This is a genomic window from Paenibacillus sp. Y916 (assembly GCF_056786435.1).
Genome location: NZ_JBXCJA010000012.1, coordinates 106280 through 119839 on the forward strand (window position 1 = coordinate 106280; position 13560 = coordinate 119839).

13 protein-coding genes are annotated in these 13560 nt (G+C 41.1%); 4 read left to right on the top strand and 9 right to left on the bottom strand.

The genetic code is table 11. The features are described 5' to 3' along the window. Positions 1–298 precede the first annotated feature (298 nt). Positions 299–880: a tyrosine protein kinase gene (locus AC1TO9_RS20190; protein WP_482060314.1), complete on the top strand. Its 582-nt coding sequence runs from the start codon at positions 299–301 to the stop codon at positions 878–880. A 72-nt stretch (positions 881–952) separates the two neighbouring features. On the opposite strand, the gene corA is transcribed toward AC1TO9_RS20190, so the two are convergent. The 4 genes from corA to AC1TO9_RS20210 form a co-directional block, all read right to left on the bottom strand. Further along, positions 953–1912: a magnesium/cobalt transporter CorA gene (corA, locus tag AC1TO9_RS20195; RefSeq protein ID WP_482057079.1), complete on the bottom strand. Its 960-nt coding sequence runs from the start codon at positions 1910–1912 to the stop codon at positions 953–955. A gap of 76 nt (positions 1913–1988) precedes the next feature. Then, positions 1989–2978: an inorganic phosphate transporter gene (locus AC1TO9_RS20200; RefSeq protein ID WP_482060315.1), complete on the bottom strand. Its 990-nt coding sequence runs from the start codon at positions 2976–2978 to the stop codon at positions 1989–1991. Between the two features lie 13 nt (positions 2979–2991). Next, entirely contained in the window at positions 2992–3606 is a 615-nt protein-coding gene (locus tag AC1TO9_RS20205; protein WP_482057040.1) for a DUF47 domain-containing protein, read from the bottom strand. 198 nt (positions 3607–3804) lie between these two features. Continuing rightward, on the bottom strand, positions 3805–4878 hold the full coding sequence (locus AC1TO9_RS20210; RefSeq protein WP_482060316.1) for a DUF3048 domain-containing protein: 1074 nt from the start codon (positions 4876–4878) through the stop codon (positions 3805–3807). 248 nt (positions 4879–5126) lie between these two features. Here AC1TO9_RS20210 and AC1TO9_RS20215 point away from each other — a divergent pair, with 248 nt between their 5' ends. Continuing rightward, entirely contained in the window at positions 5127–5657 is a 531-nt protein-coding gene (locus tag AC1TO9_RS20215; RefSeq protein ID WP_482057042.1) for a DoxX family protein, read from the top strand. Between the two features lie 83 nt (positions 5658–5740). On the opposite strand, the gene AC1TO9_RS20220 is transcribed toward AC1TO9_RS20215, so the two are convergent. The 3 genes from AC1TO9_RS20220 to mgtE form a co-directional block, all read right to left on the bottom strand. Next, a complete protein-coding gene (locus tag AC1TO9_RS20220) occupies positions 5741–6532 on the bottom strand; it encodes a DODA-type extradiol aromatic ring-opening family dioxygenase (protein WP_482057043.1) in 792 nt (263 codons plus the stop codon). Between the two features lie 91 nt (positions 6533–6623). Beyond that, positions 6624–7454 (bottom strand): alpha/beta hydrolase, encoded by an 831-nt coding sequence (locus AC1TO9_RS20225; RefSeq protein WP_482057044.1) that lies wholly within the window; start codon positions 7452–7454, stop codon positions 6624–6626. 98 nt (positions 7455–7552) lie between these two features. Further along, a complete protein-coding gene (gene mgtE, locus AC1TO9_RS20230; RefSeq protein ID WP_482060317.1) occupies positions 7553–8887 on the bottom strand; it encodes a magnesium transporter in 1335 nt (444 codons plus the stop codon). A 177-nt stretch (positions 8888–9064) separates the two neighbouring features. Here mgtE and AC1TO9_RS20235 point away from each other — a divergent pair, with 177 nt between their 5' ends. Together AC1TO9_RS20235 and AC1TO9_RS20240 are read left to right on the top strand one after the other, a co-directional pair. Further along, a complete protein-coding gene (locus AC1TO9_RS20235) occupies positions 9065–9727 on the top strand; it encodes a DUF1129 family protein (RefSeq protein ID WP_482057046.1) in 663 nt (220 codons plus the stop codon). A gap of 7 nt (positions 9728–9734) precedes the next feature. Beyond that, positions 9735–10700, top strand: coding sequence for a hypothetical protein (locus AC1TO9_RS20240; RefSeq protein ID WP_482060318.1), 966 nt, complete (start codon positions 9735–9737; stop codon positions 10698–10700). Positions 10701–10882: 182 nt separating this feature from the next. Here AC1TO9_RS20240 and AC1TO9_RS20245 read toward each other — a convergent pair whose 3' ends face one another. Both AC1TO9_RS20245 and AC1TO9_RS20250 read right to left on the bottom strand, forming a co-directional pair. After that, positions 10883–11776 (bottom strand): DMT family transporter, encoded by an 894-nt coding sequence (locus AC1TO9_RS20245; protein ID WP_482060319.1) that lies wholly within the window; start codon positions 11774–11776, stop codon positions 10883–10885. A gap of 288 nt (positions 11777–12064) precedes the next feature. Beyond that, a complete protein-coding gene (locus AC1TO9_RS20250) occupies positions 12065–13555 on the bottom strand; it encodes a UxaA family hydrolase (RefSeq protein WP_482060320.1) in 1491 nt (496 codons plus the stop codon). Positions 13556–13560: the final 5 nt, after the last annotated feature.

Here is a 13560-nt window from a genome sequence, read left to right on the forward strand (position 1 = left end):
ATCCCCTACTATTACTATGTAATCCCATTGTACTTTAGTCGGTACGATCTTTTCAAGCATTAACGATTTCACGTATTAAAGTAACTTGACACTTTCATCACATAACATGATTTATCCAGGCATTTTCCTCTATAAGTTCGAGTTCAAAAAGTCAGCTTTTCAGCACCGAGAAGATTTCCTTCTATAGGCTTACGCCCGTTTCCGCTCCTATCCCGTATTACCCAGGCATTCGTCCATACTTTATGTTCGCCTATCACATACAGTGTTGTAAACCAATCTGAAAAGGATAGTGATAATCATGGCAGAGCACTACCATCGTAATTCTTCGAACAACCAGCGTTCACTCGGTCCTTTCTCTTCGCCTTCATCTAACAATTCATACCCTGGAATTAATTCCTCAGGAGATGTTCCACAGCTTGGATCCTCCGGGTTAACACCATATCAAGGGGGTGGGCTGAACGAATTAGGTGCGGCTGAATTGATTGATCCCGTGGCAACGGCAACTACGACATTATTACCTGTTGCGGAAACTGCTGCCAAAGCAGGTGGATTCTCTCTTGCTAGTTTAGGTGAACTCAAAGGTGTGATCGATAGAATGGGAGGTGTTGACGGGATTGTCAGCTCCATGGGAAAGTTCCAGAAAGTCATGGCTGGTGTCCAACAAATGGCTCCCATGATCAAACTCATGATGGGCTCCTTCGGAAAAGGGAAGTCCAAAAGTACTTCCTTAGAGGGCGATGACTTATACTACACTCCCCCCAAACGTCGACGCAAGAAGTCATCTTCTACTAATAAACAGAAACAGATATCACGCCGTAAATCCACAAACACCACCAAGCCCACGCAGATCAAGAAACGTTCAACCTACAAAAAGAAATAAAGTCATCCTGTCTTATATACACTCCATCATATATTCCAGGAAGGGTGCCGCATTTATACAACAGCACTCTTCCTATTTAAACCAGCCACGTCGAATGAACCACATCACCATGCCACCGCCAAGCAAGAACATCATCGCCATCACGATAGCATAACCATATTTCCAGTTAAGTTCCGGCATATTAATGAAATTCATTCCGTAAATCCCTGCAATTAAAGTCAACGGCATGAAGATGACCGTAATGACGGTGAGTGTCTTCATAATAGCATTCATTCGATTGGAATTGAGCGAGATATAGCTATCACGCAAATCAGCCGTCATTTCGCGATCAGCCTCAATCATGTCGGTTAGCTTGATCAAATGATCATAAATATCGGCAAAATACACCGTATGCTCTCCACTATTCTTTATATGCTGAGAATTAATAATTCGATACATCAGGTCCCGCATCGGAACAATGGTCCGTCGAAGCTTTAATAATCTTCCTCGTAAGTCAAACACTTGCTTCATCAATTCTTCAACAGATTCATTACTTCCTTGATTCTCAAGCTCAGCCAACTCATCTTCTATACTGTAGAGCGATGGAAAATAACGATCTACCATCATATCAATCAGGGTATATGCGCAACCAACCGGGCCACGGGACCATATTATACGCTCATGGGCATGCTCAATAACTTGGGACCATGCATCGTCAATTTCAGACAGCTGTCGATGGTGAAAGGAAACCAGTAGATTATGATCTAGAAATAGGTCCACTTCCTCAACCTTTAACGTATCTGGATTCAGCGCATGGAGAACAAGAAACTGTAAATCATCATAAAAGTCCAGCTTCGGCCGTTGCAGTACATGCATACAATCCTCGATAGCTAGTGGATGGAAATGAAAATACGTATCTAGTAGTAACGCTTCCTTTGGTGTAGGAGAACTGAAATCCGTCCAGATCCATAGATAATCATCCATATGGATTTCTTCTAATGGTATCCCAATCTTTACTTCATGTGAGTGTGTAATGGCAAGTGTCCTAATCATCATTTATCCTTTCTGGTACAATCCCCGTGTATTTAAATAGAAAAAAAGCCAACCTTCAGCGATTGGCCTTCATCATTTAGAATAAGATTTTAAATATCAAACCAGCGAGCAGACCCGAAATTGGAATCGTAATAAACCAAGTTATAATGATCCTTCCCGCAAGTGACCATTTCACTTCAGATACCCGCTTCGCACTACCAACGCCTAATAAAGCTGATGTAATGGCATGTGTTGTACTAACAGGCATGTGAAGGACCGTCGCTGTTAATATGACAGAAGCTCCAGTCATATCCGCGGCAAATCCATTAATCGGTTCGATTTTGAAGATTTTAGTTCCCATCGTCTTAATAATTTTCCATCCACCAACGGAAGTACCTAACGCCATGGCGGTTGCTGCAGATATCTTAACCCATAGCGGTACCTCAAATGTGTCAAGCCTTCCTGATGTGACTAGAGCAAATGTGATAATCCCCATCGCCTTCTGCGCATCATTCGTTCCGTGTGTAAATGATTGCAGGGCTGCTGTCATTATCTGCATTGTGCGGAATCCCTTATTCACCGTGTGCGGACTCCTATTCGCAAATATCCATTTCAAGACTGTCATAAAGATATAACCAACAACGAATGCAATTAATGGGGAGAAGATGAGTACCATTACGATACCAATAAATCCTTCCCAATTCACTTGGCTAGATCCAGCTCCTACGAGTACTGCCCCTGCTAATGCACCAATTAACGCATGTGACGAGGATGATGGAATACCGAACCACCACGTCACCAAATTCCAGATGATAGCGGCAAGTAGAGTCGCAATGATTACCTGTAGCCCGTTATCGAGCATTGCAGGGTCAGCTACGCTCCCCCCAATAGTCTTGGCTACACCGGTAAACATCATTGCTCCGACGAAGTTCATACACGCAGCCATAATAATAGCAACTCTTGGTTTCAATGCACGGGTGGATACAGATGTTGCAATAGCGTTGGCTGTATCATGGAACCCATTAATAAAGTCAAATGCTAGAGCGAGAAAAATGACGATACCTAACACAAATAATGATGTTTCCATGTTCGTAAACCCCTTAAGAATTGCTCATAATAATTGATTCCAACATATTAGCCACGTCTTCACAAGTATCTGTAGTTTGCTCTAGACGTTCATAAATTTCTTTCTTCTTAATCAGTTGAATAGGATCACTAACGGTTGCGAACAAGTTCTTGATACAAATTCGAAGGAGGTCATCCCCTTGATTCTCTAGATCGTTCAAACGAATGGTGTATTCTCGAATAGCAAGCAACTTCTTGTGAGATAGCAAGTGAATAGCCTTCTGTATTTCATAAGCGCACTGACGTAATATCTCTGCAAACTGCACAATATACTCGTCCGGCGCATCAAGATTATACATATAGAATCGGGAAGCTGTAGCTTCTAATCCATCTATTACATCGTCTAGGCTAGATGTGAGCGCCAAGATATCATCTCGATCAATCGGTGTAATAAATGTTTTGTTGAGTTCTATTATAATGATATGTGTAAACTCATCACACTCCGACTCATACTTTTTCATTTGAGTTGCAAATGCATTGACATCTTTGAAATTCGCAACATTCTCAGCAAAATAATCAGCAGCTTGTACAATCTTATCTGCCATGTTCTCCATCGTTTCAAAAAAAATGTCCTTCTTCTTCAATCTCATTTGATTACCCCTTTACAGAAATATTGTCATAATTTCATCTGCCCAATTCAATTGACAACCTTGTTATTCTACCACAATCTGAATCTCTTTTGTGTAATCAAATTAGGTTCTTTTTACATAGTTCATCATTATATTTTACAAAAGTATATTTTTTGTGATGAAATGAAATTTATTATGACAAATTTTGAATATTTCACATCATTCTAAAGCAGGATTCGACACCGTCACATGACCCTCAAACGAAGGATCATTAGGTACAATATTTATGTAAGTCGTTCCCGGAACCAATGGAATCTCTTGCTCACCCTGCACGAATCGAATAACATCATCTTTGCGATGAATCCAATTCGCCTTTATCATCTGCCCACGTTGGAATATTAGCGCTTCGCCACCTTGATTGATATCAACTGAAATCCTTCCGACATCATCAAGCACACGATGATCCGCCCCCATTACGATCACATTAGTCGCTTCAAGTTGCAAATTGGTCGTTAGGTCTATATGTGATTTACTATTTATGAATCGTTTGTAGACTTTTGCATCCACATCGTATTCATAGGAAACCATATAGCTTTTCTGTAGGAAGGTAACATCCACTTTTTCTGCGTTCTCACCTGCTATAACCTCATCCTCTGCCCTAAATGGATAGGTTGGTATCGTTACATCTTGAGCATAATTCAATTTCTCTCCGCCTGCTCGTAGCTTGTCCGTATCCGAGTATAAATTATGCGGTGCTTTACGGCTTTTATCTCTCCAAAAAAAGGAACCTGCTTTCCCGATCTCATCTAGATCATCTTTCTTTTGCTTCTGTAAGATCGAATAGGCTTCAGGACTTCCACCTGCATGCACAAGTAATCCATTATATAGCTCCCCTATTTCAATAAGATAAGGTCTGATACTTCGTATTGGACCAACCGTAACGGCATCATTGTTACTCTGGAAGATAGCAACGAGTCTTGTGATTCCTCCTTCTGCAAGCACTTCATAGACGATATCCGCTTTACTCAATCCAGATTGTGGTCTAGCTGCCGGAGCATTGTTAATCATCACCGCAATCGGTCGTGCGTTGGAGGGTTCCTCTATAGGTAGCCCCGTAAGCAGAGCTGTGTGTTGATTGATAGGCCCAACTTCCACTATTGGTTCAACTTCTTCTACTACTGGAGATGGATCAGGTAATAGCATCTCTACTTCCTCTTTCGAATTCGAACAGGATGAAAGAATAAATAGCATGAGTACGATGCTTAGAATTTGCTTAATTTTCAATTGGTTCATGTGATGATTATTCCTCCTTGTATAATAAGTCTATCGTTCCTACTATTTAATCATATTAAATGCTACTTGTCTGTCAACATTTTCTAATATTGATGAATCATTTAATCTTATATTTAATATTCTTAAAATATAGTTTAAATTTGTGATTTAAATCACAACTATATGTGAATCGTTTCACTTATACTAAGGATATCAAAGATGATTATCTTTCACAGACACATAACTATACACTGAGGAGTGAGTATCAAATGTTTAATCATACACTAAGAACTAATAAATTTGTTGCATGGATCCTTACATTCGTCCGTATTTATCTAGGTTATCAATGGTTTACCGGTGGTATTCATAAATTAATCAGTGGCTTCGACTCGGGCGGCTTCCTACAAGGTGCTATTGCAAAGAGTACTGGTGATAACCCTAGCGTTCAAGCTTGGTGGGGCGCATTCTTGGAACATGCCGCATTACCAGGTGTAAATTTCTTCAATATACTTATTCCATTAGGTGAAACATTAGTAGGACTGGGGCTAATTCTTGGAATGTTCACTACATTCGCTGCACTAATGGCCATGGTCATGAATTCGGCCTTCTTATTATCGGGAACAGTAAGCACCAACGTTCAAATGTTATTAATGGAAATGTTCATCGTCGTTTCCGCCGCTAATGGTGGGCGTATCGGGCTAGACCGTTGGGTAATCCCGTATATCCGTAGCTTATTCCACAATGAGAATAAGACACCATCAACACAGATTCCTCATCTAAGATCCAAAAGTGCTATGTAAATGATAGAAGAAGAGCAGGACTTATCATAAGTCCTGCTCTTCTTCTATTTAATGTTATGCATCTATCGGTCTGAGTTAAGTCATTACGAATCTGATACAGAGCCGAACATCCAGCAGTTTAGACTGAGATTCCCGTATTGATAGTCTTGAAATAGTCGTCTGGCCTTACGTTCATCATCTGCTGCACCCATCGCATAAAAGAGCGGAATGAAATGCTCTACACCATAATGAGGAACGGCTTGATCAACATGAGGTGCCTTATGTTGATATTCGAATAAAGACTTCAAGTTCCATTGTTCTAGCTGTTCAGCGATCCAATTATCAAACTCAACGGCCCAATCATCTGGCTGTTCCGCTTTATTGAGTTTCCTTAAGTTATGGACAAGCCCACCACTTGCGATGATTAGTACACCTTCCTTGCGAAGTTCCGTAAGCATCGCGCCAATATGATATTGTTCCTTCGGTGATCGCTTTGAATCTACAGATAGTTCTACGACTGGAATATTAGCATCTGGATACATCTTCTGCAGAATAACCCAAGCTCCATGGTCAAGTCCACGCCCTTGTACAGGTACATAATTCAAATTATTTCTCTTGAAAATATTAACGATTTCTTTGTTCAGTTCGAGATCCCCAGCTACAGGATAAGTAAGCTTGTACATTTCCTCTGGAAATCCGTAGAAATCATGCATCGTACTGTGCTTGTCATCTACAGTCATAGACTGATCTGGTGTATCCCAATGTGCTGAGAATAGCACGATAGCCTTTGGTGTCATCAATTGGCGACTTAGTTCTTGCAAAAAGTGGGTATATTCGTGCTCTTCCAATGCTAGCATTGGTGAGCCGTGAGCTACAAATAGAGAAGGTAATGTCATCGATGTCAACCTCCATACACTAGTATACGTTGCTACTCACTATTTTACAGCTTATGGGGGTATCTTGACAATATTTATTACCTATAAAATGCTAAATCGTCCAATTATGCCATTCTTGTTGATTTTTCTCTTGTTGATTTAACCAATCTTTCGTCCGCTGAAGTAATATTTCACGATGTGATCCTGAGGAGAAGGTATGATCCGCTTGAAAAATAATTTCTTTATCACAGCTACCTTCTGATCGCATCCAGAATATTTTCTGAAATAGGAATGCATAATCTACAGGAATCGAATCATCCGAAGTCCCATGTATAATTAACACATTTCCATTAAAGTTACTTGCCTGTTGAAAAGGTTGGAACGGCGCAAGTGATTCAAAAAAGTCAGGGCTCAATTCATATCCTAAATAGTCAGATTTACCTGTCTTAACCGCTGTATCATACACTTCTCGACCCGTTATTTTGACAATATCATTGAAAGGGTAACCAACAGCCGCCCATAAAACGAGATTGTTAACTCTACGATCACGTCCCGCAGTCAGTATCGCAACTGCCCCACCTAAGCTATGTCCAATTAAGGTAACACGTGTTGGGTCAACATCAGCACAAGCCAGAGCATAATCAAGTACGGTACGAGTCTGATCAATCATGGATTCTAAGCCTTCTTCACCATAATCGCCCGTGCTTTCTCCGCAACCGATATAATCAAATCGAACAACCATATATCCTTCTCCTGCCATATCACGTGCAGTCTTCACGAATAAACGATCCACACCGATACGATTCCCTACGAATCCATGGCATATGACAATAAGAGGTACTCGTTCTTTGCCTCGTCCTTCTGTCTTCGATATTGAAGATGGATAATGAATATTCGCTGTTAACTCCTCTTCTTTATGCTTAATAATAATGTGACGTTCCATATCGTATTCCCCCTCAACTCTATATATATCAACAAATCCGATAAGTTTAGTGTGTATTAGTTGATTTATTGTAACATCGCGAAAAAGGGAATGTCAATCTATAGATTTAATATTAGTTTAGCAACAGTGAAGTAGATGACTAGACCTGTTCCATCCACTAACGTAGTAATTAGTGGTCCGGAAATGACTGCAGGATCCGCCTTCAATTTGTGTAAGATGAGTGGTAGAATAGCTGCGACCAACGAGGCCCATAATACGATCAGCATGGCTGTTATACCCACAACATACCCAATATTCGATTCTACCCCGAGCATCGATGCCCGCAGAAATGCAATAATTGAAATGGTGGCCCCAGTCATGAATGCAGCGCTAAATTCCTTCCTGATTACTTTAAACATATCCCGGAAGGCTACTTCTCCAACAGCGAGCGCTCGTACCAATGTGGATACCGTCTGAGTTCCCGTATTTCCTCCTGTACCAATTAACAATGGAATAAAGAATGCCAATGATATGACTTCCGATAGCGTTGCTTCATAGTGCCTTAATACAGAACCCGTATAGGCTTCAGCAACAAACAATATCAATAGCCATACAATCCGCTTCTTGTATAAATGAAACACCGAAGTTTTTAGGTAAGCATTTTCTAATGGCTGGCTTCCACCTAATTTTTGAATATCTTCCGTTGCTTCTTCTTGCATAACATCAATTAAGTCATCCACTGTGATTGCTCCAATAAGCCGGTTTTGGGTGTCCACAACTGGGAGCGCAACCAAATCATATCGCGATAAAAGTTCTGCCGCTTCCTCTTGCTCCATCGTAGCAGGTACAGAAATGGCATCATCCATAATTTCCAACAATTGCGTTTTAGGTTCTGCTAAGATGATTTTTTTCAATGAAACTACACCTAGAAGCTCACCTTTAACCCCTGTCACATAAATATAAGCCATAATTTCAGCTTGGTTCCCAACTTTTCGGATATGCGCCAATGTCGATTCAATGGTCCAAATATTACTCGCTGCAATATAATCAATCGTAGCCAAACTTCCCGCAGTCTGCTCGGGATATGTCATTAATGTCTGAACTTTCTGACGATAATCCTCTGGAAGTAAATCGAGTAACTTCACTGCCTGATATCGATGTATAGCCAACATCATATCCACTACTACGTCGCCAGACATCTCGTTCAGCACCTCAGAAGTCAAACTTCCCTCCAGATGATATAGAATTTGATATTGGAGTAAAGGCTCCAAATACTCCAGTATTTCAGCAGACACTCCTGGTGGAAGTAGCTTCACTAATTTGAGTTGTTCTTCTCTATTCAATTGTTCTAAACACTCTGCCAAATCAATCGGTCTGAACATTCCCACGAATGCTAATACTGAATGTTTATTAGACCCCGTAATCATATTCCGCATTTCCTGTAAATTGATCATATAACGTACCCCTTTATGGTGATGATGATACCTTATCATTCTTATAATGATATCTCTATTACCCATACCTGGCAAAGCATCGAGGATCATACAGCAATTACTTACATCCATATCGACTCATTATATTGCAAACGATCTTCAGAATTCCTATACTTGAACTAGATGGGGGAGTTTACAATGACAATTAAAAATATGATTAAAGAAAACAATAAATTAAGAGAACAAATGACAGCTGACAATAGAGATTACTACGAAGACATCGTGGTCTACTTCCGAAGTAGCCAGGCAGATCGGACTCAAAGCGAACAATTGCTGTTGAAATTAGCACATCAAGTGCTAGATGCGCAACAAAAAGGCATAACCGCACGTCAGTTATTAGGAGATGATGCGGAGGATTATAGCCGTACCCAAGTCGCTACTCTTGTTAAAAGAAAGACGATCACCGGCATTCGATACTATATAATGATTCCTTGGGTAGCATTGACGATGTTCTTCTTCATGGAAGCTTTAGTAGGCTTTACTGCACAATGGCTTGGGGGAACGATGACTACCTTTAATCAAATCAGTCTCTTTTCACTCATTATTATTGCCCTTGGTTCCATTCTGTTAATCGAAGCGGTTACAAACTTACTGAATAGAGGGAATGCAGAGGAATCAAATGCGAAGCCAACAATAAATGTGAAGACCATCGGTATATTCGTTGCTGTCATGGTAGTGATCTTGATGATTGGTTACCTGGTTGGAAATCTCTTGCCAGTCTTCACTGTTCAGCCATGGGCTAGTCTTCTTATTGCTTTCATAGGTTTACTGGGATGGATTGTTCTATTTAAAAGGAGGTAATAACCTAATGCAAATTAAATCCTTTACAATTTCTGCTGCTATTCTTGCTCTACTAGTTACCACACAAGCCTCGGGAACCGTAGCTGTGAATGCTTCAAGTGAGCTATCAACCGCCAACGCATCTAACAATACCGTTGCCATCGCGCCATCTTCGATTGTTACGAACCGTGCCGATCATGTATACAATACGTTTTTGAAGTTAGTACAACAACCTATTAAACTCAAGGCGTCCCATACTTTTCTCAAGTCTCATATTTATGAAGTTAACTCTTATCAGGCGACTCTGATGACGCTTCGACTTGAGAATGCTCAACGGGCAGGACTTGAAGCATGGAGTGATAAATTCTTTGTAGGATCCATCCAGGAGAACATTGCGAAGTTGTATAAGCAGAATGACACTTTCGCCACACTAATGGCACGAACTACAGATTCAACCTTACGCACACTATTTCAAGGTGCACAAGATAGCGGATTTAAACTTGAGACCGCAGAAGGAAACTTCTTTCCAGTCATTGACTATGAAGGATTCGCGAAATACCGTCCCTATGTCATGAAGGATATTAAGAGCTACATCGATATCATGGCGGTCGAGTCTGCTAATCCACCAGCCAAGGATGCTGCTCTTATCATTAGCTGGAATGAGATCAGTCAGCGTGCTTTGTCACAAGAAACATTTGTAAATTTGTATCCCAACTCTAATCGAACAAAACAGGTTGAGGACTTATATCAGCAATACGTCATCAATACAGTCTATGGACAGAACAATACGCCACTATTTGATTATGAATCCAAAACAATGAATCCCGAAGCCAAAGCTGCCTATTTATCTCTGCTCACTAAGAAGGGACCTACAAATATCGGTTATTTAAGGAAACTTCAAACCTACATGGATGTTCTGAAAGATAACAACTATAAGCTAAATGCTACCGTCGAGAAATTTCGTAAGGATAGCTTTCCATTGTTGGATTTCTAACTCCAAGATAAGTTCTTGATAAAAATATGCGTGGGATATAGCTACGATGACGGATTATCCTGAAGAAGCGATAGCGCTCGCCCATAAGCTTTGCCCTCTGATTTCAACCGCTGTGCGGTATATAATCAAGAAATCGGAGGGCAACAGCGATCGGAAGGACAAACCGTCATCATAGCGGCATCCTACATCAATGTGTTTAGTCCCTTCGGTTTACGACTCGCTATGAAAACTCCAAAGAGAATAATCATTAATCCGACCAATAACGTCCATTTTATATGTTCATTCAATAAAGTATAACCCCAGATAATAGCCGTGCAAGGAACGAGATACGTCACCATCATTGCAAACTCAGGGCTTCCTTTTTGAATCATGAAATAGAATAGGATATACGCGATCCCTGATCCAAACACACCTAACCCAATAATCATTAGAATATTTGAACCCGAAGCAAGCTTAGATAAAGAAATTCCCTCCGTAGCGAAAGCCATACTTCCACTTGCTATCATCGTGCATAGCAAAGTTCCAAAGGTCACCTGATACATCGAATACCCTTTTGTAAGAATATTCTTGGATAACTGCGATCCAATCGCATAACATATTGCCGCTGCAACCATACAAGCCAATCCAAATATATCCATCGAAATGAGCGTTGTAGGATTGATATCCAGTAATACAATAATACCTAGCGTTGCGATCCCTATTCCTAGCCATTGTTTCCTATTAGATACAGATCCGAAAAATAACACACCCACAATAATAGTCCACACTGGAGTCGTAGCATTCAATACCGATGCCATGCTACTTGGCAAGCGTGTCTCACTCAATCCAATGAGTGCCCATGGAAAGGCTGTATTGATCAAGGCCATTATTGTCATAGGAATCCATGAGATGCTACGCAAGCCAAATGGCTTCCTTAACAGGAGCATTATTAATACGATAGTGAGCAAGCCCGCTCCAGATCTTAGAAAGGCAATACTCCAAGGACCGAAATCCTGAAGAAGCATTTTGATGAAATAGAACGAACCGCCCCATATGAGACTAAGTACTATAAGTGCTAAATATACAAGACGTGACACCCTTACTCCTTCTTTCTCTCATGCTGAAATATGAAACTCTGCATCTCAATATACCACATACTGCGATACAGATAACATGCATAAGAGATACCTAGCGGATATACTTATAGTGTTGTTCAAAAAGTCACCTTTTGATCACGAAGCATGCCAAGAAGTGTATTCGACATCGAAGATTGAATTCAGCCGGTCCTTCCGGTGCTCACGTAGGTACTGCCTACGCTCCGCTCCTCACTCCCTTGCTTCATCCAATCTTCTCGGTGCTGAAAAGTCGACCTTTTGATCACGTATTTATAGTGTTACCCCCGATTTAAAAATAGCAATTTCCCTGAAATCATTCTTCTCATTATTCACCAGTTCGCCACTTGCAATCGAAATAATATACTGTACGAAGTCTTCCAATACTTCATCAGGTGTAGCATCCTCGACAAGTGTTCCCGCATTGAAATCGATCCAATGACCTTTCTGATGATATATCGCTGAATTGGTAGATATTTTGACGGTAGGAACGAATGAGCCAAATGGGGTTCCTCTTCCCGTCGTGAACAATACGAGCTGACATCCTGCTGAGGCTAATGCTGAAGATGCAACGAGATCATTACCTGGAGCACTCAGAAGGTTTAGCCCTTTCGTCTGCAGAGTCTCACCGTATTTCAATACATCCATAACCATGGAAGTTCCCGCTTTTTGTGTGCACCCAAGTGACTTATCTTCCAAAGTCGTAATCCCGCCCGCTTTATTTCCCGGGGAAGGATTCTCATAGACTGGCTGCTTATACTCCATGAAGTATTCTTTAAAGTCATTAATTAGTGCCACAATTTTATGAAACACCGGCTCGTTCGCTGCTCGCTCCATTAACAAAGTCTCTGCCCCGAACATTTCTGGTACTTCAGTTAAGACCGTCGTTCCTCCCTGTGCCACAAGGAAATCTGACAACTGCCCAAGCAATGGATTCGCTGTAATGCCGGAGAAACCATCAGAACCTCCACATTTCAAACCAATCATAAGTTCCGAAAATGGAACATCCTCCCTTACATCAGCCTTGGCAGCCTCATAGATTTCATGAAGTAGCTTAACCCCTTCCTCGATCTCATTCGATACGTCTTGGGATACTAGAAACTTCACACGATCATTATCAACGTTGCCCAATGACTCTTTGAATGATTGCATCTCATTATTCTCACAGCCTAGGCCAAGAACTAATACACCACCCGCATTCGGATGTTGAACTGCATTTTGGAGTATAGTACTTGTATTAACATGATCATCACCAAGCTGAGAACAACCGTAATTATGCTTAAGCACCAGCGTGTTCTCGAAAGGAGATATATCCCCGACCTCATTCTCGAATCTTTTCAAGATCCCCTCAGCCACCCCATTCACACAACCAACCGTCGGTACAATCCACAGTTCATTCCGAATACCCACCTTACCATTGAGGCGCCGATATCCTTTGAAGGTCAGGTTCCTCATTTCAAAAGGATTCTCATTCCAACGTGGGGAATATTCATATTCCTCGATCCCCTGAAGATTCGTCTTCGTGTTATGGGTATGAACCCATTCGCCGACTTCGATCATCGCTGTCGCATGTCCAATGGGGGAGCCATATTTTACGACGTCTTGATGTGGTTCGATCGAGGTAATCGCAAATTTATGGCCACGAACAACTTTTTCTTTCACAACAATCATCTGATCGCCGACCTCAACCTGTTCACCTTCATGCAATTCTCTCAATGCCACCGCCACATTATCATTCACATTAATTCTCATAGTTTCCTTCATCTATG